The 25,219-nt window shown below is 67.4% G+C and carries 25 protein-coding genes and 1 pseudogene; 8 read left to right on the top strand and 18 right to left on the bottom strand.

Translation table 11 applies throughout. From position 1 onward, the window contains the following. Positions 1 to 2: 2 nt before the first annotated feature. The 9 genes from IPP91_01825 to IPP91_01785 form a co-directional block, all read right to left on the bottom strand. Positions 3 to 500: a TPM domain-containing protein gene (locus tag IPP91_01825; GenBank protein MBL0140817.1), complete on the bottom strand. Its 498-nt coding sequence runs from the start codon at positions 498 to 500 to the stop codon at positions 3 to 5. Beyond that, positions 500 to 1,396 (bottom strand): TPM domain-containing protein, encoded by an 897-nt coding sequence (locus IPP91_01820; GenBank protein MBL0140816.1) that lies wholly within the window; start codon positions 1,394 to 1,396, stop codon positions 500 to 502. The genes IPP91_01825 and IPP91_01820 overlap by 1 nt, the downstream gene beginning before the upstream one ends. After that, on the bottom strand, positions 1,393 to 2,040 hold the full coding sequence (locus tag IPP91_01815; protein MBL0140815.1) for a LemA family protein: 648 nt from the start codon (positions 2,038 to 2,040) through the stop codon (positions 1,393 to 1,395). Before IPP91_01815 ends, IPP91_01820 begins: the two co-directional genes overlap by 4 nt. 65 nt (positions 2,041 to 2,105) lie before the next feature. Continuing rightward, entirely contained in the window at positions 2,106 to 2,945 is an 840-nt protein-coding gene (locus IPP91_01810; GenBank protein MBL0140814.1) for a uracil-DNA glycosylase, read from the bottom strand. Beyond that, positions 2,917 to 3,339, bottom strand: coding sequence for a ribosomal protein S18-alanine N-acetyltransferase (gene rimI, locus IPP91_01805; protein ID MBL0140813.1), 423 nt, complete (start codon positions 3,337 to 3,339; stop codon positions 2,917 to 2,919). Before rimI ends, IPP91_01810 begins: the two co-directional genes overlap by 29 nt. 35 nt (positions 3,340 to 3,374) lie before the next feature. Continuing rightward, positions 3,375 to 4,085: a tRNA (adenosine(37)-N6)-threonylcarbamoyltransferase complex dimerization subunit type 1 TsaB gene (gene tsaB, locus IPP91_01800; protein ID MBL0140812.1), complete on the bottom strand. Its 711-nt coding sequence runs from the start codon at positions 4,083 to 4,085 to the stop codon at positions 3,375 to 3,377. A 92-nt stretch (positions 4,086 to 4,177) separates the two neighbouring features. Continuing rightward, complete coding sequence (locus IPP91_01795) at positions 4,178 to 5,326, bottom strand: DUF1501 domain-containing protein (protein MBL0140811.1); 1,149 nt, start codon at positions 5,324 to 5,326, stop codon at positions 4,178 to 4,180. Between the two features lie 8 nt (positions 5,327 to 5,334). Beyond that, positions 5,335 to 6,834 carry a DUF1800 domain-containing protein gene (locus IPP91_01790; GenBank protein MBL0140810.1) on the bottom strand — a complete coding sequence of 500 codons (1,500 nt, stop codon included), beginning with the start codon at positions 6,832 to 6,834 and terminating at the stop codon, positions 5,335 to 5,337. Positions 6,835 to 6,847: 13 nt separating this feature from the next. Then, positions 6,848 to 7,531, bottom strand: coding sequence for an EF-hand domain-containing protein (locus IPP91_01785; protein MBL0140809.1), 684 nt, complete (start codon positions 7,529 to 7,531; stop codon positions 6,848 to 6,850). 190 nt (positions 7,532 to 7,721) lie between these two features. Between IPP91_01785 and ompR the strand changes: the two genes are divergently transcribed. From ompR to IPP91_01765, 4 genes are all read left to right on the top strand, one after another. Beyond that, positions 7,722 to 8,462, top strand: coding sequence for a two-component system response regulator OmpR (ompR, locus tag IPP91_01780; GenBank protein ID MBL0140808.1), 741 nt, complete (start codon positions 7,722 to 7,724; stop codon positions 8,460 to 8,462). Continuing rightward, positions 8,459 to 9,766 (top strand): HAMP domain-containing protein, encoded by a 1,308-nt coding sequence (locus tag IPP91_01775; protein MBL0140807.1) that lies wholly within the window; start codon positions 8,459 to 8,461, stop codon positions 9,764 to 9,766. Before ompR ends, IPP91_01775 begins: the two co-directional genes overlap by 4 nt. Positions 9,767 to 9,813: 47 nt before the next feature. Next, on the top strand, positions 9,814 to 9,966 hold the full coding sequence (locus IPP91_01770; GenBank protein ID MBL0140806.1) for a hypothetical protein: 153 nt from the start codon (positions 9,814 to 9,816) through the stop codon (positions 9,964 to 9,966). A gap of 142 nt (positions 9,967 to 10,108) precedes the next feature. Next, positions 10,109 to 10,708, top strand: coding sequence for a hypothetical protein (locus tag IPP91_01765; protein ID MBL0140805.1), 600 nt, complete (start codon positions 10,109 to 10,111; stop codon positions 10,706 to 10,708). Here the strand turns inward: IPP91_01765 and IPP91_01760 are convergent, their stop codons facing one another. Genes IPP91_01760 through IPP91_01745 form a run of 4 tightly spaced genes read right to left on the bottom strand, consistent with a single transcriptional unit; the run spans position 10,709 to position 15,880 of the window. Next, entirely contained in the window at positions 10,709 to 12,634 is a 1,926-nt protein-coding gene (locus IPP91_01760) for an ATP-dependent DNA helicase (protein ID MBL0140804.1), read from the bottom strand. A gap of 2 nt (positions 12,635 to 12,636) precedes the next feature. After that, complete coding sequence (locus IPP91_01755) at positions 12,637 to 13,812, bottom strand: ABC transporter permease (GenBank protein ID MBL0140803.1); 1,176 nt, start codon at positions 13,810 to 13,812, stop codon at positions 12,637 to 12,639. Further along, positions 13,809 to 14,555, bottom strand: a complete 747-nt coding sequence (locus IPP91_01750) for an ATP-binding cassette domain-containing protein (GenBank protein MBL0140802.1) — start codon at positions 14,553 to 14,555, stop codon at positions 13,809 to 13,811. Before IPP91_01750 ends, IPP91_01755 begins: the two co-directional genes overlap by 4 nt. Next, on the bottom strand, positions 14,552 to 15,880 hold the full coding sequence (locus IPP91_01745; protein MBL0140801.1) for an alpha/beta fold hydrolase: 1,329 nt from the start codon (positions 15,878 to 15,880) through the stop codon (positions 14,552 to 14,554). The genes IPP91_01750 and IPP91_01745 overlap by 4 nt, the downstream gene beginning before the upstream one ends. Positions 15,881 to 16,059: 179 nt before the next feature. Between IPP91_01745 and IPP91_01740 the strand changes: the two genes are divergently transcribed. Next, positions 16,060 to 16,677, top strand: coding sequence for a hypothetical protein (locus IPP91_01740; GenBank protein ID MBL0140800.1), 618 nt, complete (start codon positions 16,060 to 16,062; stop codon positions 16,675 to 16,677). Positions 16,678 to 16,719: 42 nt separating this feature from the next. On the opposite strand, the gene IPP91_01735 is transcribed toward IPP91_01740, so the two are convergent. The 3 genes from IPP91_01735 to dksA form a co-directional block, all read right to left on the bottom strand. Next, the gene (locus IPP91_01735; GenBank protein MBL0140799.1) at positions 16,720 to 17,472 is read right to left on the bottom strand and encodes an EAL domain-containing protein; all 753 of its coding nucleotides are present in this window, start codon (positions 17,470 to 17,472) and stop codon (positions 16,720 to 16,722) included. A 73-nt stretch (positions 17,473 to 17,545) separates the two neighbouring features. Next, complete coding sequence (locus tag IPP91_01730) at positions 17,546 to 18,409, bottom strand: dienelactone hydrolase family protein (GenBank protein MBL0140798.1); 864 nt, start codon at positions 18,407 to 18,409, stop codon at positions 17,546 to 17,548. A 118-nt stretch (positions 18,410 to 18,527) separates the two neighbouring features. Then, positions 18,528 to 18,950 carry an RNA polymerase-binding protein DksA gene (gene dksA, locus IPP91_01725; protein MBL0140797.1) on the bottom strand — a complete coding sequence of 141 codons (423 nt, stop codon included), beginning with the start codon at positions 18,948 to 18,950 and terminating at the stop codon, positions 18,528 to 18,530. A 334-nt stretch (positions 18,951 to 19,284) separates the two neighbouring features. Here dksA and IPP91_01720 point away from each other — a divergent pair, with 334 nt between their 5' ends. Further along, the gene (locus IPP91_01720; protein ID MBL0140796.1) at positions 19,285 to 20,937 is read left to right on the top strand and encodes an iron ABC transporter permease; all 1,653 of its coding nucleotides are present in this window, start codon (positions 19,285 to 19,287) and stop codon (positions 20,935 to 20,937) included. 27 nt (positions 20,938 to 20,964) lie between these two features. Here the strand turns inward: IPP91_01720 and IPP91_01715 are convergent, their stop codons facing one another. After that, entirely contained in the window at positions 20,965 to 21,978 is a 1,014-nt protein-coding gene (locus IPP91_01715; protein ID MBL0140795.1) for a Fe(3+) ABC transporter substrate-binding protein, read from the bottom strand. A gap of 143 nt (positions 21,979 to 22,121) precedes the next feature. Between IPP91_01715 and IPP91_01710 the strand changes: the two genes are divergently transcribed. Further along, entirely contained in the window at positions 22,122 to 23,186 is a 1,065-nt protein-coding gene (locus IPP91_01710; protein ID MBL0140794.1) for an ABC transporter ATP-binding protein, read from the top strand. A gap of 453 nt (positions 23,187 to 23,639) precedes the next feature. Continuing rightward, positions 23,640 to 24,194 (top strand): lytic transglycosylase domain-containing protein, encoded by a 555-nt coding sequence (locus IPP91_01705; protein ID MBL0140793.1) that lies wholly within the window; start codon positions 23,640 to 23,642, stop codon positions 24,192 to 24,194. Between the two features lie 24 nt (positions 24,195 to 24,218). Here the strand turns inward: IPP91_01705 and IPP91_01700 are convergent. Next, positions 24,219 to 25,206: pseudogene (locus IPP91_01700) on the bottom strand (tripartite tricarboxylate transporter substrate binding protein). Between the last annotated feature and the right edge of the window lie 13 nt (positions 25,207 to 25,219).

The following is a 25,219-nucleotide window of genomic DNA, read 5'->3' as shown; positions in this document are numbered from 1 at the left end:
GTTCAGAGCATCACTGGCTCGTCGGGCAACTCGTTCCGGTTGGCCCCTTCGGCCGGGAAGTGCTTCGCAAGCAGTGCCGAAATCTCGGTGACTCCGGTCACTGCCCCTTCCTCGAAATGCCCGACGCGGAACGCTTCCTGCATCTTCGCGCAGATCGACTGCCACCCGGCCTGTCCAACCCGGTCCGAAATGCCGCGGTCGGCGGCGATCTCCACCTTCTGGTCGGCAAGCAGCACGTAGACCAGCACGCCTGTCTTCTCGGCAGTGTTTCCGACGCCCAGCCTCGCGAAGACCTCGATCGCGCGGGCACGCGAACCCAGGTTGGCCCACAGTTGCATCGAGGAGAGTTCGGCTTCCACGGCAAAACGCACCTCGCCACGGTGGCGCTTTTCGTGCTCGGCCACCGCGCGGGCGATTGCCTCCCGCGTGGCAGGCGAGAACGCCCGTCCCGCCGTCCAGCGCGTCATCACGATGTGCCGCCAGAATCGTCGCAGATCCATCACCAGTTTCCCGAGGCGCCGCCGCCGTCGAAGCCTCCGCCGCCCCCGCTGAAGCCGCCACCGCCGCTGGACCACCCGCCTCCCCCCGACGATCCTCCCGTGGACCAGCCGCCCGGCCCGCCGAAGCGGATGCCCATCAGCACGGCAATGAAAGCGATGACGCCGACGATGCCGCCGACGAAGAGGCTGCCGAAGATGAACCACGTCGCAAGCCCCGTGATGCCGGAGGTGAGCGCGGCGCCGAGAAAGCGCCCCACGAGGGCGCGAAGGATCATCCCGACCACCGGGACCACCACGATCGCCAGCCAGAACAAATTCTCGATCGACGCGGACGACGACGAGGATGAAGGGGCCGTTCCCCGCGACGCCTGCTTCGCGGGCACGGGAAGCGACTCGCCTTCGATCGCCTTCAGGATGGCGTTCACGCCCGCGTCGATGCCTCCCGCGAAATCGCCGGTGCGGAAACGCGGGGAAACGAGTTCGGCGATGATGCGCCGGGAAAGCGCGTCGGTGAGGACGCCCTGCACGCCGCGCCCCGTCTGGATGCGCATGCGCCGTTCCTGCTTTGCGATCACGAAGAGCACGCCGTCGTCGACGCCCTTGCGACCGAGTTTCCAGTCGTCGGTGACCCGCGTCGCGAATTCCTCGATAGTCTCCGTGCCGATGGAAGGCACCATGAGCACCGCGACCTGCGATCCCTTCGTCGCCTCGAAGGCCTTGAGCTTCGCGGCAAGGGCGTCGCGCTCGGGCGCAGCCAGCGTGCCCGTCAGATCGACAACGCGGTCCGTGAGCTTCGGGACGGCAATGGGCTCCGACACGTCCGCGGCCAGGGCCGCGAACGCGACGAAAAAGGACACGGCCGCCCCCCAGAGGAGGCGGCCGGCGGTGCGGGTCACTTGGCGGGCGCGGGCTGGGCCGGAGCGGCGGGTTGTGCGGGCGCGGCGGCGGGCTTGGCCGTGAAATCGACCTTGGGCGGCTCGGCGATCTGCTTTTCGTTCTCTACGGTGAAGTTAGCCTTCTCCTTGTAGCTGAAGAGCATCGCCGTGAGATTGGTCGGGAACTGGCGCGCGAGGATGTTGTATCCCTGGACCGTCTTGATGTAGCGGTTCCTCGCGGTGGTGATCCGATTCTCCGTGCCCTCGAGTTGCGCCTGCAGTTCACCGAACCTGGCGTCGCTCTTCAACTGCGGGTAGTTCTCGACCACCACCATCAAGCGGGAAAGCGCGCTCGAGAGGTCTCCCTGCGCGGCCTGGAAGTTCTTCATGGCTTGCGGGTCGTTCAACGCCTCGGGCGTCATCTGCATCGAGCCCACCTTCGAGCGCGCCTGGGTCACTCCCAGGAGGACGTCCTTCTCCTGTGCGGCGTAGCCCTGCACGACGCTAACGAGATTGGGGATGAGATCCGCGCGGCGCTTGTACTGGTTCAGCACCTCGGACCACGCTGCCTTCACCTCTTCGTCCTTCGTCTGGAAATCGTTGTAGCCGCAGCCGGAAAGGGCCAGCGCGCCGGCGAGCGCGAAAAGGGTCAGGAACTTGCGCATGGAAAGGGGTACTCCCGGTTGGGGGTTGGAAAGCATGGCAATCATGGGGATGGGAAGGGTCCGATTCAAGGGTCGTGCCGTTCTCGGGAGGCGCCCGCGCCGAATGTTCGCCTCGCGAAGAGGATATCCTCCCATGCCTTGGCCTTGTCGGGCAGGTTCCGGAGCAGGTAGGCCGGGTGGTAGGTGATGACGAGCGGGATGCCGCGGTAGGCGTGCGCCTTGCCACGCAGGCTCGCGAGGCTCGACTCGTTGCCCGTCAGGCGGATGGCTGCAGTCTTGCCCAACGCCACGATGATCCGCGGCCGGATGAGGTCGATCTGCCGGTCGAGCCACGCAGCGCACGCCGCGGCCTCCTCGAGCGCCGGCACACGATTGCCCGGCGGGCGGCACTTCACCACGTTGGCGATGTAGACCTCCCGGCCGCGAGCGAGCTTCGCCGCCGCGAGCATGCTGTCGAGGAGCTTGCCGGCCTGCCCCACGAACGGCTCGCCCTTCTCGTCCTCGTCCGCGCCGGGGCCCTCACCGACGAAGAGCCACGGGGCGGATTCGTTGCCCACGCCGAATACCGCCTGCTTGCGCTGCTCGCACAGCGCACATCGCCGGCAGTCGCGTACGGCAGCACGCAGCGCGGCCCAGTCCATCGATTCGACGCCTTCCGGGAAAGGCGGGGCCGCCGGCGGGGGCGTGCGGCGAGCCGCTTCCGCCGGTGGCGGCCTCGGTTCGATCGCCCGAGTCGGTGCCGGCGCTACGGGGACCGGCGCCACGGGGGCCGGCGTCGGGACGGGAGACGCCGCGCGAACGGGTGGCGAAGCGAGCCCGTAGAGGCGGGCCACGGTCAGCAATTCGAGTTCCTTGAGTATTCGATCGTCCATGGGTCTAGAGAGTGATTCCGAGGAACAAGGCATCCTCCCGCCCCGACGGGGCGGGATAGTAGGAGGGCCGGATGGCGATCTGCTGGAACCCCGCCTCGCGGTAGAGATGGCGGGCAGCCACGTTGGAGGGCCGGACCTCGAGGTAAACGATCATGCAACGGGCCTCACGCGCTCTGTCGAGCATGAACTGGAGAAAGGCACGCCCGATGCCCTGGTTCTGCCAGACGGGACCCACGGCGATATTCAGGAGGTGCGCCTCGTCGAGAGCGACCATGAGGATTGCATAGCCGATGACCTGCTCGCCGTGGCAGGCCACCCAGCAGTCGTAGCCGGCGTTCACGGAATCCCGGAAATTGCCCAGGCTCCAGGGGAAGGGGTAAAGGGCCCTCTCGAGCTCGGCGACCGCCCCCAGGTCGATGGGGCGCATGGGACGGTAACCGACCTGGAGCCTGGGAAGCGCGCTCACCGGGCGGCCTGCCTCTCGCGAGTGGTCAAGGCCACCTTGTCGCGCAGGTACAGGGGTGCCGCCTGCTCCGGTGGTACCGATTCGCCGCGCGCCAGCCTTCGCGCGGCGACGCGCGCCACGGAACCCGCCCGGGGCAGGTCGCCGCCGATCCGCGTTGACACCTGTGACGCATAGGCTTCGCGCAGCCAGTCGAACGAATCGAACCCGCTGCCGGTGGCCACCCAATCCCGACCCGGAAGCGCGGGCAGGGACGATTGCGGGAAAAGGCCCGGCTCGATGGCCGCCTGCCAGTCGCCTCCCATGCGGGAGTAGGCGGCAAGGTAGGTCTCGCCCATGCGCGCATCCAGTGCCGTCAACACGCGGCTTGCATTGGCCTGCTCGGCGAGGGCAACCAGTGACGGGACGGGCACCACAGGCCGCTCCGATCCGAACGCCAGCCCTTGAACCATGCCGCAGGCGATGCGAAGGCCGGTGAACGAGCCCGGCCCCTGTCCGAAGGCAAACGCATCGATGTCGCGCGCGGTCAGCCCCGCTCGATCCAGCAGTTGCCGGACCATGGGGGCCAGCCGTTCGGCATGCTGGTTGGGTGCGAGGATTTCCTCAACGAATAGCTCGTCGCCGCGCAGGAGGGCGACTGAGCACAACTCCGTGGAAGTCTCGACGGCCAGGAGGTTCAAGGAAGGCGAAGGTCCGGGAAATGGGCCCATTATACCGACGATGCTCGCTGGCAGCCCGGCCTAGTTATTATCTAGATAACAATATGTTACGCTATATATTTAATGTTATTTCTTAAACCAGATCAAGCCTGGACGAACCCCAGCTTGTCGAACTGCCCGCCGAGCAGGCTGCGAGTCTCCACGCTCCATGCCCCCTCCAGGAGGGTCGAGTAGAGGCTTCGGAAGTCCACGGTGAATGCGGGATTGCCCGAAGCGTCGAGGCTGTCGAGGCGTGGTGCGGCCCCGTACCAACCTCCTTTCACTGGCCCGCCCATCACGAAATGGGCAGCCGCCGTCCCGTGGTCGGTGCCCCTGCTTTCATTCTCGCGCGGACGGCGCCCGAACTCCGCATAGGTGGCTACGAGGGCGTCATTCCATCGTCCGACTTCCAGCAGCCCTTCGCGCAAGGCGGCAAGTCCTTCGCCCAACTGCCGCAAAAGTCCCGCATGGGTGCCCAGCTGGTTGGCATGCGTGTCGAATCCGTTGAGCGTCACCCGGATAACGGATACGCCTTCCGGGTTGGCGGCGAGCTGCACCGCTGTCCTGATGGCCGCACCGAAGGGGCCCGCGGGGAAGCTCGTCCCCAGGTCGCTGCCGGGCTTCAGCCGCTCGGCGGAAAGCAGGATGTCGTGTTCGACGCGCAGGATATGCGCAAGCGAAGGGTTGCTGGATGCGCCCGCCTCACTCTTGGCGAGCCTTGCGCTGCGCAGGAACTGCTCGGGGTTCGCCAGGGCGATCGTCCGGGCGCCCGTGCCGGCCAGGGGTCCGAGGTCGGCAGACCCGACGACGACTCCATCCGCCGCGTAGCCCGGGGGTGACGGGCGTTTCGCAAAAAAACGCGTGAGCCACCCTTCGTCGAGGTATTCATCGCTGCGCGAGGCCGTGTCCCAGATTTCGATCGAGCGGAAATGCGAGAGGTTGGGCGCCGGATATCCCACGCCCTGCACGATCGCAAGCCCGCCGTCATTCCACAGGGGCAGCAGTTTCTCGAGGGAGGGATGCAGCCCCGCCGTTTCGGAGATCTCGAGCAACGATTCCCGCGGGAGCGCAAGTCGCGGCCGCAACCGTGCGTAGGCCGGATCCGCGAATGGCACGACGGTATTGAACCCGTCGTTGCCGCCCTTGAGTTCCACGAGGATGAGGAGGCGCCGCGACGCGGCGGCGAGCGACGGCAGGCACCACGCGGCCACGGGGGCCACGGCGGCGAAGCGAATGAAGTCGCGGCGCTTCATGGCGGCCCCTACTTGAGCTGGTAAGCCGGGTCGGCCGTGAGCGCGCGAACGAGCGCAGGGCCATCCAGCAAGGCCGCGGACGGGTCAACCGGGGCGATCGCGAGCACGACGCCTTGCACACGGGCTGCCCGGCCCGCCTCGCCCGGAAACGCGCGCGCCCACCGGTCCCAGTCGAAGGAATAGGTCGCCATCCCGCGCTCCATCATGTGGCGAAAGCGAGCCTCGGGCGTTGCCTCGGCCGTCGCTCCCCCCTGCGCGGTCATGGCCTGCATCGGTATCGCCGCCATGGCGTCGGAACCCCGGAAGAGGCGATCGAGGAACTGCTTGCGCCCGAGGAGCGTGGCGGAGTTGATCCACGCATCGCCGCCGGGCCAGCCCTTCACGTTGGGGGGAGACATCACGTTCTGCCCGAGCAACGCGGCGCCCGCGACGGCCGGGCGAAGCGTCGTGGGACTGATCTCGAAGGTTCGAAGCGTGCCCACCACGAGCTCGACCGGCGACTTGACGATCGTTCCCCGGTTCGAGGGCGACCAGAACGCGTCGGCCAGGAGAATCGCGCGAATGAGTGGTGTCACCTCCAGGCGCGCCTCGCGGAACACGGCCGCGAGCCGCTGCACCTCGCGCTCGTCGGGGTTCGGGGACACGAATTCCTTCCAGAGTTTCCTGGTGATGAAGGTGGCGGCCTCGGGGCGCTCGAGGAGGAGCGCCAGCACGTCATCGCCGTCAAAGCGTCCGGACCGGCCGAATATCGTTTTCATTCCGCCGTCGTGGAAAAAAGGGCGGTAGCGGAATTCCCCGGTGTCGCGATCGAGGCTCCAACCGGTAAACGCACGCGCAGCCTCCTTGATGTCCTTCTCGGCGTAGTGGCCTTCGCCGAGCGTGAAGAGCTCCATCACCTCGCGCGCGAAATTCTCGTTGGGCGCCTCACGCCGGCTGCCCGCGCTGTCCAGATATACGAGCATGGCCGGGTCCTTCGACACCGCGCGCAGCAAGCTCCCGAAATTGCCGAGGGCGTGGCTGCGCAGCAGCGCGTTTTGCCGATAGACCAGCAGGCTGCTGCGCACCTTCTGCTGGCTGGTGGCGAAATGGCCGTGCCAGAAGAGGGTCATGCGTTCCGTGAGCGGCGAAGCGGTGGTGAGCATCTCGCGGAACCACCACTCGCGAAGCTGCAGGCCCTCTTCGACATTGCGGCGCTGGTACGCCATGCGCTCCTGCGCGGAAAGGGCGCGCACCTTGTAGTACGGGAAGAACGGTTCCTCGACGAACGATGGCGGCGCCAAGGTCGCCTGCGTCCGGGCACCTGCAAGAATGCGCTCGACGGCGACCCTGCGATCGAGGCGGGCGAAGTCCGCCACTTCCGCCGGCGTGGCGCCGAAACCGGTGCGCGCCAGAAGGTGTCGCGCGTCCGCCTCCCCGAGGGGTTCGGCCCAGGCGGACAGGCAACTGCCCGCGAGACTCGCGCCGGCGAAGAAAACGATCCGGGCGAGTCTCGCGATCAGGTGGTGCATGAGGCTTGCTGCCTCAGGACGGACGTCCGCGACCGGCGTAGCGGCCACGGGCGGCCTGCAGTTCCTCGGCTGAAAGGAATCCGTCCTTGTTCGTGTCGATCGCATCGAAGTCCTGCAGCAGTCGCGGCGCGTTGGCGACTTCATCGCGGGAAAGCCGGCCGTCGCCGTTCGCATCCAGCTTCTTCCACCCTTCCCCGCGATTCGGACCGCCGGCGACATGGGCGCGACGCGCATTCTGCAATTCCTCGGCTGAGAGGAATCCGTCCTTGTTCGTATCGAGGGCGTCGAATTCCTGCGCCAGGCGCGGGGCATTGGCCACTTCGTCACGGCTCAGCTTGCCGTCGCCATTGGTGTCCCACTTCTTCCAGCCTTCGCCGCGTCCCGCCGGTCCGTGGGCCGCGCGGGCCGCCTCGATTTCGGCCAACGAAATGAAGCCGTCCTTGTTCGCGTCGATCGCATCGAAGTTCGCAGCGAGCCGAGGCAGGGAGGCCTGGGCTTCCTCGCGGCTGATCATGCCGTCGCCATTCGTGTCGGCAGCCTTGACGCGGTCGAGCATTCCGGCGCCGCGCATGCCGGCTCCGGGGCCAGCGCCGGGACCATAACCCGCCCCGGTGCTGCGGGGTGCGAAGAAATCGGCCTGCGCGGAAACGGCGAACGTGGCAAAGACTGCGGCGGCGAGGATCGTGGTGGCTTTCATGGTTTACTCCGTGGTGGTTGGGAATGGACTGTCTTGCACGTGAACCGAGCCTATCCCGCTGCGCACCCCCAAGGCGTTTCCGCGAGCCTGCACGATCGTAACCGGTTGTAAGCAACCGGGCGCCCCGGGCACCGCTGTTAACATCTCATTACAAAGCGCACGCGGCGCCCGTACCGCCGCAGCCGTTACGATGGCTCCCATGCTCCCCCCGACCAGGCACCGTATTCTCGTCGTCGACGACGACCTGCGGCTTCGCGACCTCCTCAAGCGCTACCTGACCGAGCAGGGCTTCGGCGTCGAGACGGTTCCCGACGGCGCGGCGATGGAGCACAACTTCAAGCGCACGCGCTACGACCTCGTGGTCCTCGACCTCATGCTGCCTGGCGAGGACGGGCTCGCGATCTGCCGGCGCCTGCGCGCGACCGGCAACGACATTCCCGTCATCATGCTCACCGCCAAGGGAGACGACGTGGACCGCATCCTGGGCCTCGAGATGGGCGCCGACGACTACCTCGCCAAGCCCTTCAATCCGCGCGAGCTCGTGGCGCGCATCAATGCCGTGATGCGCCGGCAATCGCCCCCGCCTGCGCCTGGCGCCCCGGCGCGGGAGGAGACCATCGTCACCTTCGGGCCCTACTCGCTGAATCTGGGCACGCGCGCCCTCGCGAAGGATGGCGAGCCCATCGCCCTCACCACGGGCGAATTCTCCGTTCTCAAGGTGTTCGCCGAGCATCCCCGGGAGCCGCTCTCGCGCGACAAGCTCATGGACCGCGCGCGCGGCCGCGAGCACGAGAGCTACGACCGATCGATCGATGTGCAGGTCTCGCGATTGAGGAAGCTCCTGGGCGAAGATCCGCAGAGTCCCCGCTACATCCAGACCGTCTGGGGCTTCGGCTACGTGTTCGTTCCCGACGGGACGCCGCAGAAATGAAATGGTGGGCGGGGTCCTTCTTCTGGCGCACGCTCGCGGTGCTGGTCATCGCGCTGGTCGCCTCGCAGGCCGCCTCGTTCTGGCTCTTCCGCCAGCAGGTGCAGCAGCCGCGCCTGGCCATGGGGATCGGACAGTTCGTGAGCCACCTGAAGACGATCCAGGCGGCGCTCAACTCACTGCCGCCGGGCTCCGACCGCGAATTCATCGAGCGGCTGGCCGAGAAGGAAGGCATCCGCGTCTTCCCCGCCCGCGGCAACGAGCCCGGCGTCCCCGCCGGCGACATGCCGGGCCTGCGCATGTTTCGCGAGCGGATCAAGGGTGTGTTCGGCGGCGACGCGGAAGTCTTCGTCCGGCCGGGCGCGCCGGGCGTGCTGTGGGTCCGGCTTCGCGCCGGCAACCGCGACTTCTGGGTGGCGTTCCCGCGCAACCGCGTCGAACGCGCCAGCACCGACGCCCTTCTCTACTGGATGCTGGCCGGCGTGGCGATCGCGATCCTCGCCACCGCCCTCATCGCGTGGCGGCTCAACCGCCCTCTCACGCGCCTTGCGAAGGCCGCGGAAGACCTGGGCCAGGGCGGCGATCCGGCGCCGGTCCCCGAGACCGGCCCGTCGGAGGTGCGCGCGGTGGCTCGCGCCTTCAATCGCATGAAGGAGAGCCTGAAGAGCGAGGAGCGCGAGCGAACCACGTTCCTCGCGGGGATCTCTCACGACCTGCGCACGCCGCTCTCGCGGCTGCGGCTCGACGTGGAGATGCTCGAAGGGCGAGTCGAGTCCGGCACGCAGGAGGGCATGGTGGCCGACATCGAGGACATGAATGCGATCATCGACCAGTTCATCGACTACGCGCGCAGCGAGGCCGCGGAGGCGTTCGTGCCCGTGAACCTGTCTTCGCTCGTTCGGGATTGCGCCGAGCGCGCCGCGCGCGCCGGGGCGCAGGTCAAATGTGAACTGGGCGAGTTTCCCGTCCTCATGCTGCGCCCTCTGGCGGTGCAGCGACTCGTGGACAACCTGATCCAGAATGCCGTGAAGCACGGCGGCGGCGAGGTCCTCGTTCGAACCTGCGCTTCCGCGAGCGAGGCGACGGTCTGCGTCCGCGACCGCGGCCCCGGGATTCCCCCCGGTGACATGGAGCGCCTGAAGGAGCCCTTCACGCGCCGCGACGAGGCACGCAGCGGCCGTTCGGGAGCGGGCCTGGGCCTTGCCATCGTGGCGCGCATTGCCAAGGTCCACGGGGCACGCTTTGATCTCGCGCCGCGCGACGGTGGGGGGCTCTCGGCGTCGGTGGCCTTTCCGGTCGCGGCATAGGGGCGTACCGCAGGGTGGTAAAATTGCTGTTCACCGAAGGAGTTCCCATGACCGTCTGCCCGATCGCCATCGCCGTTGGCTGCAAGAAGTGCCCGGCCTTTTCCGTATGTCCCTTGAAGACGGTACTCGGCGACCAGCCCAAACCGGGAGAAGATGTGCCTGTAAAACGCGCGGCGACCGGCAAGAAGAGAAAGGGCTAGCGCGGCCTCAGGGCAGCGCGGCCGGGCTTGGCGCGAACCTGTCACGATCCCGCGGGCCGGGACGCCGAAGCGGTCAACGCGCGCCCCGCCTGCGACGTTGGTGGTGGTGTCGATCATCGATTCGTGCAATCAGGAGATCTGCATGAGCCAGACGCGCACTGCTTTTCTTGCCTGCCTGGCTGCCGCAGGCCTGCTTGCGTTCGGGCCGGCGGTGTCGGCCCCCGCTTTCCATCCGCTCTCCGGCGGATCATCGGGCGCCAGGCCTCCGGGCGGCTCCGGCCAGGGCGGCCATCGGTCCTCGTATTCCGGCACGCAGGGATACGGATATCGCGGTCATTACGGCCGAGCCGGGCACTACGGCGGCTACCCGTACTACGGCGCGTCCTATTGGGGGTGGGGCCTGGGGTGGGGCCTCGCGCTCGGCGTTCCCTGGGCATGGGGATGGAACGGCACCTGGGGCCCTTCGTACTACCCCTCCTATGCCTACGGTCCCGTCGCCCCCGACTACGCTTACGCTTGCGATCCGAACGAGGATTGCTGGCGCGAACGCGTCACGCAAGGCGAGTCCTCCCCGCCCACCACCCAGGTGCCGCCCGCAGCCGCCGGGGAAGATGGCGATCCGACGCAGCGCCCGCTGCATCTCAACTATTGCGACTCTGCCCGGGCCTGGTTTCCGCAGGTGCGCCATTGCCTCAGCGGCTGGCGCTTCGTTCGCCCCGAATACAGTCCGGCCCCGCCCTGATCAGCCGGCTGCGCGAAAAAAGCCCACGGCCTCCTCCTGGCTGCGTGATCGGCGAAACGGCGGCAGCGCTCGCCAGATGCGCTTTCCGTAGGGCTTGGACACCAGCCGCGGGTCGCAGATCATGAGCACGCCGCGATCCGTTTCGTCCCGGATGAGGCGTCCGGCGCCCTGCTTCAGGGCGATGACAGCCCGCGGCACCTGGTATTCCATGAAGGCGTTGCCGCCGGCGCGGTTGATCTGGTCGATGCGCGCGGCGAGCACTGGATCGTCAGGCGGGTTGAAGGGCAGCTTGTCGATGACCACGAGCGACAGTGCATCGCCCTTCACGTCCACGCCCTCCCAGAAGGACTGGCTGCCGATGAGGATCGCGTTGGGCGTGTCGCGAAAGCGCTCGAGCAACTCGTTCTTGCCGGCGGACCCCTGAAGGAACACCGGCCAGTCGAGTCCGGCGCCGGAGAGTTTCTCTTTCAGGCACGCGTGTCCGATGTCCATCGCGCGAAGGCTCGTGAACAGGAGAAAGGCGCGCCCCTGCGCCGCCTCTATCACCGGGAAAGCTGCATCGATGACGGCCTCGGTATAGCCCGGGCTGTTGGGTTCCGGCAGGCCCTCCGGAACGTAAAGCAGCGCCTGGTTGGCGAAATCGTACGGGCTCTCCCAATGACGCGCCGTCGCCTCCGCGAGACCCAGCTCCGACTGGTAGTGGCGAAAATCGCCCGCGACCGATAGCGTGGCGGAGGTAAAGATCCAGGCACGCTTTGCGCCTGCGAGCTGTTGCGCGAAGATGGGGCCGACATCCAGGGGCGTCCGGTTGAGCACCGCCGACTGCGCATAGGTCTCCACCCAGCGTACGGCCCCCTCGCCCGCTTCACCCCGCCAGGCAGAGACGGCCGCCCGCATTTGCTCGGTGCGCGTGTGCGCGTTGCGCAATTCGTCGGCGCGCTCGGCCTGTGCCGCGAGCAGCTCGCCCAGCGCGCCGAGCTTCTCGTCCAGCGAGTCGAGCGCCTGCGCGAGCTCGGCATTCGCCCCGAGCTGTGCCGCACCGAATCGCCCGATGCCAACGCCCAGCGCGATGCGCACGTCGCGGGCAGCCCGGTCGGCGGCCATGGCCGCCTCCCCGATGGCCGGGCTTTCCCGGGCGTGCAGGATCTGCGCCGCGCGCGCGTCACGCGCGAGCTCGATCACCTGCGCGGTGGACACCGACTCCCCGAAAAAGAGCCTTGCGAGGTCGGGCAGGTGATGCGCCTCGTCGAAAACGATCGTGTTGGCGCTGGGCAGGAGGTCGGTCACGCCCTCGTCGCGCAACACCACATCCGCAAAGAAGAGGTGATGGTTCACGACGACCAGGTCGGCGTCGCTGGCCTCCTTGCGCGCCTTCATCACGAAGCAATCCTCGTAATGACGGCATTTCGAGCCCAGGCAGTTCTCACGCGTGGAGGTGGCGCGGGCCCAGGCGCCGGAGAGCTCGGGCACCTCGAGGCACTGCGCCTTGTCGCCGGTGGCCGTGCGACCGGCGAAGCGGACGATCGCGTGGATGTCCCGCGCATCCTCGCGCGAGGCGAAGGTTCCCTCGGCGGAGGACTCCTCCAGGTGGTGCAGGCACACGTAATTGGCTCGACCCTTGAGCAACGCGAGCTTGGCCGGGACGCCCAGCGTGTCGCGAACCAGGGGCAGGTCGCGGTGGAAGAGCTGGTCCTGCAGCGTCTTGGTGCCCGTGGAGACGATGACGCGGCCCCCGGCGATGAGGGCCGGCGCGAGATAGGCGAAAGTCTTTCCGGTACCGGTGCCGGCCTCCGCGATCAGCACCCCCGAAGATTCGATCGCCGCGAGCACCGCCTGCGCGAATTCGAGCTGCTGCGGCCGCACCCGCCATCCTTCGAGCGCGCGCTCGAAGGTGCCGCCTGCGGCGAAGTGGGGCGCGAGGTCGATGCTCACGAACGGCCGAACACGATGCGCTCGTCGCGCAGGAGCCGGGCAACAGCGGCGACCGCCAGGGCTGCCAGCGCGAAGGACACGCCGGCAGGCACGACGGCATCGAATACGGACAGGCCGTCGCCACGCAGCACTCGCTGCAACGCCATGAGCTGTCCGAGGGCGGGCACCGCTGCCTGCCAGGGGGCCTCTTTCGCGCCGCTGAACATGACGATCAGCGGCACGAAGGACACCGCCGTGGCGAGGTAACTCACGTAGGTCTGCGCCTCGCGGTAGGAACGCCCGTAGGTGGAGATGAGCATCTGCGCGGCCGAGGTGAACGCTGCGAGGGGAATGATGATCGCGACAAAGCGTGCGAGTTCCGGCACGCCGAATTGCAGCAGCGCCGGGAGCTTGCGCTCGGCATAGAGGGCCGCGGCGAGGACGAACCCCGCGAGCGTGATCACTGCCACCGCGACGGCGCTTGCCCAGGCGGCAAGCCACTTGCCCATGGCAAACGCCGCGGTGGACACCGGGTTGGCGAGCAACGGCTCCAGCGAACCGCGCTCGCGCTCGCCGGCCGTCGCGTCGATCGCGAGCGTCATCCCGCCAAGCAGCGGCGCCAGGATGGCGAACATCGGGATGAGGAAGAGCAGCACGGCCCCTTTCTGTCGCGGCGTGGCCGCGTTGACACGATCGATCTTCAGGCTGTCGTTGAGCGACGGGCTCACGCCACGCGCCATGAGGCGCAGGTACGCCGTCTCGTGGTTGAACGCCTCGAGCAGCCGCTCCGATTGCCGGATTGCCGGCGCTGCCTCCGTGCGGGAGTCGTCGAAAACGAGTTCCATCCGGGCATCCTCGTGCGCCAGCCAGCGCTCGTGGAAATCGCGCGGCACCACGATCACCGCATCGAGAGTGCCCTCCTTCACTCGCGCGATGTAATCCTCGGGAGCCTTCTCGATATCAACGTCGGCGCGTTGCAGGAAGTTGACAAGCGCCGGTGCGTTCTCACCACCTGCGAGGCGAACCTTGAGGGTGGAGGCGCGCTCCTCGAGCCCGGACACGAACTGCGCCACGAGCACCAGCGTGAGCGGGCCGATGACAACCGAGGCCACGAGCACCATGAGCGCAGTGCGCCGATCACGCAGCGCGTCCCGGATTTCCTTCACGAAGACCGTGATCGCGCGACGAATCATGTCCCGGCCTGCGCGGAGGCGACGCCTGGAGTGCCCGTGAGGCGCACGAAGGCCTCCTCGAGATCCTCGCACCCCGCCGCCGCGAGAATGGCTGCGGGCGTTCCGCTGGCCGATACCTCGCCGTGCGAGACGATGACGATCTCGTCGCACAGCGCGGCCACCTCCTGCATCACGTGACTCGAGAAGAGGATGCACTTGCCGGCGTCACGCAGCCGCCGCACCGCTTCTCTCAGGCTTCGCGTCGTCATGACGTCCAGGCCGTTGGTGGGCTCGTCGAGGATCACGTTGGGCGGGTCATGCACCAGGGCCCGGGCGATGGCGATCTTCATCCGCTCGCCCTGGGAGAATCCCTCCGTGCGCCGGTCGAGGAGCGGCTCGAATTCCAGGAGGCAGGCGAGCCGGCCGATCGATTCGGCGATGCGCGAGCGCGACATGCCCCGAAGCTCGCCGTAATAGGCGATGTTCTCCCGGGCCGTCAGCCGCGCATAGAGGCCGCGCGCGTCGGAAAGAGCCCCGATGCGTGCGCGGACTGCGAGCGGCTCCCGGCCGGCGTCGATCCCGTCCACGCGCACGCTGCCCCCGGTGGGCGCGAGGAGCGTCGAAATCATGCGCAGCAGCGTCGTCTTTCCTGCGCCGTTGGGGCCCAGCAGGCCGGTCACGCGCCCGTCGGGCGCGTTGAGGGTCACCCGGCGCACCGCCTGCACGGCGCCGAATCGCTTCGCGAGATCCGCCGCTTCGATCATGGGTTCGCGCCCACGGGCAGGAAAAAGAGCGGCCGCGGGATTCGCGCGAGGCAGGCGACATCGAGCGAGCGCGCATCGGCGCTGCGAACGAACTTCTCGATCAGGCGCGGGGCGCAACCGTGTCCGCTCACGCCGTGGGAAAGCCGGGGCGCCACGGCATGCCTGGAATTGGGCAGCCCCGCCGCCACCGCTTCCCCGTGACGCGGAGGCGTGGCCGGGTCGATGCCGCCGGACAGGATGAGCACCGGCGCCGTCGAACGCACGGGCTCGTAGAAATCCGCGGGCACCTCGGCGCGCGGCCAGTGCCGGCAGGCGCGAATGAAATCATCGACGAGCGTGCGGCCGAAGAACGCCTTCGAGGCCGCCGCGAGATCCCGGGCAGTGATTCGCGGCACGTCCTCGGAGCAGATGACCGACAGGTGCATGCCCACCGACAGGTTGTCGGCCACGTCCTCGGTGTACTCGAGATTCTGGGCCAGCAGCGGGTTGAAATCGCCTTCGGATGCGCGCGCGATGGCGAGCGGAAGCAGGCTCGCGAGCTCGGGCGCATAGAGCGGCCGGAAGAGCCCGGAGAGGAATACGTTTTCGGTGACTCGCACGCCCTGCAGCTCGCCCGTCACCGGATCGGCGATCGACACGCGCGCCGGCTGCCGCGCCAGACGGGCGCGCAATCCGCTCACGTCGCGCCGCAGCGAGGGATAAGTCTTGCGGCACGGCTCCTCGGCCTCGCAATCGGCCACGAGCGCGTCGAAGGCGGCCTCGCCGTCGGCCACGAACGAAAGCGGCAGCTTCATGTCCATGGGGGCCACGCCATCGAGCGTCGCGGTACGAACGCGCTCCGGATAGCGGCGAATGAACTCCAGTGCCACGCGCGTTCCGTAGGAGCCGCCCCACAGGTTCACCTTCCCGTAGCGCAGGGCGCCGAGCACTTCGTCCAGGTCGGCGACGGCCGTGCTCGTGGCGTAGAACCGCGGATCGGCGTCAATCGACGAGAGGCATTCCTGCACCATCCGCTCCGGCAGGGAATCCTCGAACACGGTCTGCAGCGACCCGCCCTCGTCGGGAGCGCAGTCGAGCGGATGGGAGTCCCCGGTCCCGCGCTGGTCCACCAGCACGATGTCGCGCGAATCGTTCAGCCGGGAAAAGAGCGAAGTCACTTGCGGCGCGAGGGCGATGGCTCCCTGCCCCGGGCCGCCGGCAAGCACGACGAGCGGATCGGGCTCGGCGGACCGGCGTCGCGCGGGAATCACGGCGACCTGGATCGTGATGCGCCGGCCGGCGCGGCCGGTGCGATCCTCCCAGACCTCGTGGCTGCCGCAGAGCACGGCACGCTCCAACCCCGGCAGACGGCATTCGGTCAGTGTCAACCTGCCGCGGTCGGGTTCGGGAGTGCATGAGGCGCAGCAGAGTATCGCCGCCGCCAGGAGGAATCGTGCGATCAAGAAGGGTCGCAGGTGCGTCTTGGGAAGGCGAAGTATAGCTGTTAGGCGCTACCATCCCGGCCATGCCCGCGCCGGAGTTTCCCCGCACCGACCCCGCCTCGCCCGAGTTCTGGGAGATGCGCTACCGGGCCGCCGTCACGCCGTGGGACGCGCGTGCCGTGCCGGCGCGGCTGCGCGGGCACATCGCAGCACACCGGCCCGAAGGCCCCGTCCTGGTGCCAGGCTGCGGCTCCGGGCACGACGTGCGCTTTCTTGCCGAAGCCGGCCTCGAAGTCCAGGGGATAGATTTCAGCGCCGCGGCGCTCGAAGCCGCCGTGCCCGTGCTCGGTCCTTTCGCCGGACGCGTGCGCCTGGCCGATTTCTTCGCTCCCGGCATCGAGGGTCCCTGGGCGCTCGTTTACGAGCGTGCGTTCCTGTGCGCCCTGCCCCGCCGGCTCCGGGGGAACTGGGCTGCGCGCATCGCCGGGCTTGTTGCGCCAGGTGCCCTCCTCGCAGGTTGCTTCTTCTTCGCGGATGAGAAGCGCGGGCCGCCATTCCCTTTGCAAGGGCAGGCCGAGCTGGACACCTTGCTTGCCCCCGCGTTCGACCTTATCGAGGATCTTCCCGTCGAGGACTCCATCGACGTCTTTGCAGGACGCGAACGCTGGCAGGTCTGGAGACGTCGCCTGCCTCGGTCATAGCGAATCGCAGCAAAAAAAAGAGCGGCCGCTGCGCATCCCCGTTCAGGCAAGGCCGGCCCCAGGCCGCCCGATGAACCACCCCTGCGCCAGCGCGATGCCGATACGGCGAACGGCGCGAAAATCCTCGACGACCTCGATCCCCTCCGCGATGACCTGCGAGCCGCAGCGCAGCGCGATATGCTGGATCGAGCGCAGGAACTGCCGCTTGACGGCATCGCGGGCAATGCCGCTCACGAAGTGCTTGTCGGCTTTCACGAATTCGGGCCGCAGTTCCGACCACAGCCTCAGCGTCGAGAATCCTTCGCCGAGGTCGTCGAGCGCCACGCGAAAGCCCATCGACCGGTAGAGCAGCAGCGAGTCGCGCAGGTGCTGCATGTCGATCGCGGGGAAGTCCTCGGTCAGTTCGATCACCACGCTGGCCGGGCACAGTTCCAGGCTTTCGAGAAAGCGCCTGGCGCGAGCGGGATCGAATCCGGCCCTCTGCACCAGCCGCGGCGACATGTTGAGGAAGAGGAGCCCCCGTGAGCCGTTCGCCGAGAACGCGCGCAGCGTCTCCTGGATGCAGATGATCGCGAGTTCCTCGTAGCGTCCGGCCTCGCGCGCCGCGGCAAAAAGCGCGGTCGGGGATTCCAGCCAGCTTCCCGCCGGTCCGCGCACCAGGGCCTCGTGGCCGATGATCCCGCCGTCAGCCAGCGCGAGGATCGGCTGGAAGACGACGGAGACGGCCCTTGCCTCGAGAACGCCGGCCAACGGCAACGGGCCGTCGAGACCGTTCGGGGGGAGCCGCGCTTTCATGGAGGAAGGTATCCCGCGCCGGCCGCCGCGCCGCTCGCCGGGAACGGATTTCGCGGCGGGACTGGTTGGCCGTTCAGGCCACGTCGTATTTCCTGAACCAGGCCAGAAGGCGCTTCCAGCCGTCGTCGGCCGCCTCCTTGCGGTAGCTCGGCCGGTAGTCGGCGTGGAATCCGTGCGGCACGTCCGCGTAGGTGTGGATCTCGGACTTCTTGCCTGCGGCTTTCAGCGCCGCGCGCATCCTGTCCACGGTGTCGTTCGGGATGCCCGCGTCTGCGCCGCCGTAAAGGCCGAGCACCGGGGCATTGATCTTCGCCACGAGGTCGATGGGGTTGGCCGGCATGAGCTCGTTCGTCGTCCCCGCCACGCGGCCGTACCAGGCCACGCCCGCCTTCACCTTGGGGTTGTGCGCGGCGTAGAGCCAGGTGATGCGGCCGCCCCAGCAGAAACCGGTCACCGCAAGCCGGGCCGCGTCACCGCCATGCTGCGCGGCCCAGGCGGCGGCGGCGTCGAGATCGGACATCACCTGCGCGTCCGGCACCTTCGAGACGATGGGCAGGATCTGGCTGATGTCATCGAGTTTCGACACATCGCCCTGGCGTGCGTACAGCTCCGGCGCGATGGCAAGGTAACCGGCCTTGGCAAGGCGGCGGCAGATGTCCTTGATGTGTTCATGGACGCCGAAGATCTCCTGCACCACGAGAACGGTGGGCAGGCTCTTTCCGCCTTCCGGCATCGCCCGGTATGCGGGAATCTCCCCATCCTTCACGGCGATTTTCACCTCGCCCGCCGCAAGCCCCTTGGCGTCGGTCGTGATCTGCGTGGAGGCGACCACAGGCTGGACGGCCGCGGCAAATCCGGTGGCGAGCGTGGTCATGACGAACTCCCTTCTCGTGAACTGCGTCTTCGGTTCGAAATTGATGAAGTCGGGGTGGCTCATGGCTTCCTGGTCGGGACATGGTGTCGGTGGCGGGACGGGCGAGCAGCCTGCATTGAGCCCTCGCCCCCAGTGAAAAGGGCGCCTGAAGGCGCCCCTTCCTTGAATCGATTTGCGCTTGCTATTCGCCGTAAAGCTTCTGCTTCATTTCGCGGCGTTCCTGGGCCTCGATCGACAACGTGGCCGTGGGCCGGGCGATGAGACGCTGCAGCCCGATGGGCTCGCCCGTCTCCTCGCAGAAACCGTAGGATCCGTCCTCGATGCGGGCGAGCGAGCTGTCGATTTTCTTGAGCAGCTTCCTTTCGCGGTCGCGCGTGCGCAGTTCCAGGGCGTGCTCCTCCTCGAGCGTTGCCCGGTCCGCAGGATCGGGAGCGAATGAAAGCTCCCGCAGGTGTTCGGTGGTGGCGCCGGCGTTCTCGCGGAGCTGGCGCTGCAATTCGAGCAGTTGCTCCTTGAAGAATCGCAGTTGCGCCGCGTTCATGTACTCCGACTTGGGCATCTTGAGGACTTCCGCCTCGGTCGGGGTTTTCGTCTTGCTGGCCATTTCTCCTCGCTTCTTTTAGAACGCGTGGGGGCTTAAGGTTCGCCCCGTTGGAAAAGCGCGCTAGTTTAGCGGACGCTCGCCCCCGCGGCAAATCCTTTCGCACCCCCGGGCCGCTCCGGGGCCGGGGCCGCCAGCACAATCACAAGGCATTGTTTCAATTATTGTTTGCACTCCCTGGCGGCGAGATGGCCTGGCACGCCACAAGCGATGTCGCCAGGATCGCGCCCGACCCTCCGGGCGATCGGCGAACGGACCCCGTGAACAGGGTGCCCGTCTCGCGGATTCGCGCGATTGATACACTTCGCGCATGAGTGCCCTCGATACGGCCCGGGACATGCCGCGAACCTCGCCGGGAACGATCATGCGTTCGTGGAATGCCATCGCGATCGCCGTCGCACTTGCGGTGATCGCACCCATTGCCGTGGTCGGCGCAAACATCTTCCTGCCCGGCGGCGAGGCGTGGGCGCACCTGTCGGCCACGGTGCTGCCGGAATATGCGTTCAATTCCCTCGCGCTGGTGGTACTGGTGGCAACCGGCACCACGGTCGTGGGCGTGGCCTGTGCGTGGCTGGTGGCCGGCTGCGAGTTCCCCGGGCGGCGCCATCTCGAATGGGCGCTTGCGCTTCCGCTCGCCATGCCCGCCTACGTGATCGCGTACGCCTATACGGACGCGCTGCAGTTCGCGGGCCCCGTCCAGTCGGCGCTGCGCGCGAGCTTCGGATGGGCGGCGGGCGATTACTGGTTTCCCGAGATTCGCTCGTTGCCCGGCGCCGCGGCCATGTTCGTGGCCGTCCTCTATCCGTATGTGTACCTGCTCGCGCGCGTTGCGTTTCTCGAGCAATCCCCGTCGCTGTCGGAGGCCGGACGCACGCTCGGGCTTCCTGCCTGGCAGGCGTTCTTCCGCGTGAGCCTGCCGCTCGCGCGGCCCGCCATCGCCGCCGGCGCGGCCCTTGCCTGCATGGAAACGCTGGCCGATTTCGGAACCGTGTCCTATTTCGGAGTGCAGACCTTCACCACGGGAATTTTCCGCGCCTGGCTTTCGATGGGGGAGCCCGTGTCCGCGGCGAAGCTCTCGATGATCCTGCTCGCGTTCGTGGCGGTGCTGCTCGCCACCGAGCGCCTGGCGCGTCGGAATGCGCGGTTTCACGACTCGCCCTCGCCCCGTCGCCGCGTTCGCGTGGCGCTTTCGGGAGGCGCGGCTGCAGCGGCCCTCGCCGCCTGCATCGCGCCGCTCGCGATCGGCTTTGCCATCCCTGCAGCCATCCTCGCGCGACTTGCCCTCCAGGGCGGGAGTGCACCGTTCGGCGCGCGGTTCACCGCGGTTGCCACCAACAGCTTTCTCGTGGCTTCGGTCACCGCAGTGATTGCCGTGGCGCTGGCTGTCGCAATGGCCTATGGCGCGCGCATCTCGCGCAGCACGACCGCGGTCGCAGTGAATCGCGTCGCGGCTCTCGGCTACGCCGTGCCCGGTGCGGTGATAGCCATCGGCGTGCTGATCCCGGCGGCGAAGATCGACAACCTTGTCGCCGACGCCCTTGCAAACGCGTTCGGGCTGTCTGTCGGCCTCGTGCTCACGGGAAGCCTCGCGGCCCTGGTGTACGCCTACCTCATCCGCTTCCTCGCGGTGGCGCTGCAATCCGTGGAGGCGGGACTCGCGAAGATCACCCCCTCCATGGAGGACGCGGCCCGCTCGCTCGGACTCGGGCCTGCGGAGACCCTCGCGCGGGTGCACATCCCGATGATGCGGCCCAGCCTCGTCACGGCGGCGCTGCTGGTGTTCGTGGACGTGATGAAGGAACTGCCGGCCACCTTCGTGATGCGGCCGTTCAACTTCGACACCCTGGCCGTGCAGGCCTACAACTTCGCGGCCGACGAGCGGCTGGCGGAAGCGGCGGGCGCCTCGCTCGCCATCGTTGCCGTGGGGCTCCTGCCGCTCATCCTTGCCGCGCGCCGCATGGTGCGGCCCGATGCGCCGCAATCAACGTGACCGCGGGCGCCGCGCGCGAGACGGCTGTCACTTCCAGCCGGCGCGATCGTAGAGCTGTTGCGCCGCGGCCTGGTTCTTCCCCAGCACCGTCACGTTCAGGCTGTCCTTGCGGAAGTCGCCCAGCGAGGCGAGCTCGCGGTTGTCTTTCACCTTGCCGACGACGGGATACTCGTTGTTGCCGTTGGCGAAGTAGGCCTGCGCCTCGTCGCTCGCGAGGTACTCGAGGAACTTCACCGCCGCAGCGTGATGGGGGGCGTGCTTGAGAACGCCCGCGCCCGAGATGTTCACGTGCGTGCCGCGTCCCGACTGGTTCGGGAAGATCACGCCGACCTTTTCGGCCACTGCGCGTTCGTCGGGCTTCGAGGATCTCATCAGACGTACGTAGTAGTAGGTATTGGCGATCGCAATCCGGCATTCCCCTGCCGCGACGGCCTTGATCTGGTCGGTGTCCCCGCCCCTGGGGCTGCGCGCGAAATTGGCCACCACGCCCCGGGCCCATTCCTGCGCCTTCACCGGTCCGTCGCCCGCGATCATCGAGCTCATGAGCGACAGGTTGTACATGCTGGCGCTCGAGCGCACGCAGATGGCGCCCTTCCACTTCGGGTTGGCGAGATCCTCGTAGTCGCGGATCTCGCCGGGATTCACGGCGCCCTTGAGATAGAAGATCGGCCGGGCGCGTACCGAGAAGGCGAACCAGAGGCCGTCGGGATGGCGAAGCTCGCCGGGGATGCGCTCATCCAGCACCTTTGTCTTGACGGGTTGGAACAGCCCCATCTGCTCCGCGCGCCAAAGCCGCCCCGCATCCACCGTGATCAGCACATCGGCGGGGCTTCGGGCACCCTCGTTCTTCAACCGTTCCAGGAGGGCGTCTTCATTGGCCTCGATGCGGTTGATCTTGATGCCCGTCTTCTTCGTGAAGTTGTCGTAGAGAGCCTCGTCGGTCTGGTAGTGGCGGGATGAATAGAGGTTCAGGACGTTTTCCTGGGACAACGCGGGCAGGGCCAGGAACAGGAAGGCAAGCAGCGGGATGAGGGGATTCATGGACGCTCCTATGGCACGGAATGGTGTTATTATTATTGGGAATGATTCGTATTTGTCAACAGGATCAGAAAGCTCTGCCCCCTAGAAAAGATTGACCTTAGCCATATCAACAACTTACGGCTCCATCAGCTATAATCATTCTCATGCCCCATACCCTAACAGCCCATGATTTACGCTTCTCCTACCCCGGAATACCCCCGATCATTGAGGGGTTCAATCTCGACCTTGCGGAGGGCGAGATCGGCTGCCTCCTCGGTCCGAGCGGGTGCGGCAAGACGACGGCCCTGCGGTGCATTGCGGGCCTGGAGGCCGTGCACGGCGGCGAGATCCGGCTTCGCGGCGAAGTGGTGAGCCGACAGGGGCTCACGATTCCGACCGAGGAGCGGCGCGTCGGCCTTGTCTTCCAGGACTACGCCCTCTTTCCCCACCTCAATGCCCTGGACAACGTGGCTTTCGGCCTGCGGTCGCTTCAGCGGCCGGAACGGGCGAAGCGCGCCGCCGAGTTACTGGCCGCCGTCGGTCTGCCGGGGTCGGGAAAGAAGTACCCGCACGAGCTCTCCGGCGGCCAGAAACAGCGCGTAGCGCTTGCCCGTGCCCTGGCCCCGGGTCCGCAAGTGCTGCTTCTCGATGAACCCTTTTCGAATCTGGATGGCGACCTGAGGGAGCGGTTGTCCATCGAGGTGCGCGCGATCCTCAAGGCCCGGGGAACGACGGCACTCCTGGTGACACACGACCAGAACGAGGCCTTCGCGATGGCCGACACCGTGGGCGTGATGCACAAGGGACGCATCGAGCAGTGGGACACCGCCTACAACCTCTACCACCGCCCGAACTCTCGCTTCGTGGCGGATTTCGTCGGAGAGGGCATCCTGATCGACGGGCTCGCCACGGAAAGCGACGGCATCGACACGGTACTCGGCGCGCTCAAGCACTGCCCCGGGTGCGAACTGAAGCCGGGGATGAAGGTCGCCATCCTCATTCGTCCCGACGACGTGCAGCACGATGACGAGGCCGTGCTCAAGGCCGAAGTCGTCAAGAAGGCCTTCCGGGGCGCGGAGTTCCTCTACACGCTGAAGCTGGACGACGGAGAGCTCCTGCTTTCGCTGGTGCCCTCGCACCACAACCACGCCATCGGAGAAAGAATCGGCATCAAGCTGGACGTGGATCACGTCGTCGCATTCCCTCGTGCCGACGGCGCGGACGACTAGCCCGGGCTCTTCATGGCGCCCTGCTTCCCCGGGGCGGAATCAACCGAGGGGCCGGTGCGACATCTGGCGGATGCCGCGTCGGGCAACGAGGGGAGCAAATCTGCGATGGCGGGGGCGAGCGCGGCGCGACCTTTAGCGGCGCCTGGCCTCCCCTGCGAAAGTGACCGGCGCGGTCCGGTCGGGCCTGAAGGAGCGCTAAGCGTATTTATTTTCTCTTGTCGGATCAATGCCTTCCAACGGCTGCACCATCATGGTGCAATACACAAAATACGGACGCAACTTTAGAGCATTTCCTCCTATAGCTCCTCGTATAATGGCGACCTTTTGTGCAGCGCAGCATCGCCGTGATTCCCGGGCGTAGCGCGCATTCCACGGAGGTGCCCATTGCAAGATCGAATACGAACTACCTGGGAGAGTCTTGTCCTCGCGGTCGCCCTGCTGGGCGTTGCCCTCATGGCGGTGCCGTTGGCAGCCGGAGAAGGCATCGGCCCGGCCGTAACGCAAGCCGACGCGAAACAGGCAATCCCAGCCATCGGGCAGGCCGCGCCCGCCCGCGCCGCATCGCTACAGGCAGCCGATCCGGACCTCGACCTGCCTTCCGAGGCGGACGTGCGCAGGTTCGCCCCCATCGTCTCGCGCGCAGCCCGAGTGCACGGCGTCGATGAAGCGCTGGTGCACGCGGTGATCTTCGCCGAGTCCTCCTACGACCCGGACGCGATCTCGCCCGCCGGCGCCTCGGGCCTCATGCAGCTCATGCCCGCGACGGCCGCGCAGTACGGGGTGCGCGACCTCTTCGATCCGGCGCAGAACGTGAGCGGCGGCGTGCGCCTCCTGCGCGATCTCCTCGCCCGGTTCGACGGCAACGTCGAGCTGGCGCTTGCCGCCTATAACGCGGGGGCGTACGCGGTGATCCGCGCCGGCAATCGCGTGCCGCCGCACACCGAGACCGCGGCCTACGTCCCGAAGGTCATCGACTACTACCGGCATTTCCGCACGCTCAAGGGCTGATCCCGTCCCGGCCCGCCGCGCGGGTCAGTACTCGAGCGAGATTCCGGCGGCCTTCACCGCGCGGGCCCACTTCTCCACCTCGTCCTTGATGCGCTGGGCCTCCTCCGCCGGAGTGTTGCCGACGACGTTGGCGCCCATGTCGGTGATGCGCTTGCGCATCTCGGGCGAGTGGAGGAACTTCACCACCTCGCGGTTCACGCGGTTCACGGCCTCGGAGGGCGAGCCCGGCGGCATCACGATGTTCTGCCAGGCCGAGACGTGGAAGCCCGGCAGCCCCGATTCGGCCACCGTGGGAATTTCGGGCATCGCCGAGGAGCGCGTCGAGGTGCTCACCGCGAGCGCCTTCACCTTGCCCGACTGCAGCATCGCGCGCGAAGCCGGGATGTTGTCGAAGAGCATCTGCACAGCGCCGCCCGCGAGGTCCGTGAAGGCCGGCGCGCTGCCCTTTGTACGGCACGTGCACGATGTCGATGCCCGCGGCGATCTTGAAGATCTCCGAGGCGAGATGCTGGGCCGTTCCCGAGCCCACCGAGGCGAAGTTGACCTTGCCGGGATTGGCTTTCGCGTAGGCGATGAGCTCCTTCACGTTGTTTGCCGGGAAGTCCTTGTTCACCACGAGCAGCAGCGGGAGCTCCGTGATCTGCGTGACCGGCGTGAGGTCCTTCACCGGGTCGTAGCGCAGGTTTTTGTAGAGACTGGCCGCGATCGCGTTGGGCCCGGTGCTGCCCAGCAACAGCGTGTGGCCGTCCGGCTCCATTCTCGCCACCTGCTCCGTGGCCGTGAGCCCGCCGGCGCCGGGCCTGTTGTCGACCACGACGGTTTGCCCGAACTCCCTGGAGAGCCCCTCGCCGATCAGGCGCGCCATGATGTCAGCCGCCCCGCCCGGCGGCCATGGAACGATGAAGCGGATCGCCTTCGTCGGGTACTGTTGTGCCTGCACGCCCGCCGACAGACCGAAGAGCGCGAGTGCTGCCGAGAACAGAACCGCCAGATGCCTTGCCCGTGCCAACATGGTTTCCTCCTTG

It is taken from the genome of Betaproteobacteria bacterium, assembly GCA_016720855.1.
GTDB lineage: Bacteria > Pseudomonadota > Gammaproteobacteria > Burkholderiales > Usitatibacteraceae > FEB-7.
Note: the sequence above shows the minus strand (reverse complement) of the source record. Positions and strands in the feature narration are given on the sequence as shown.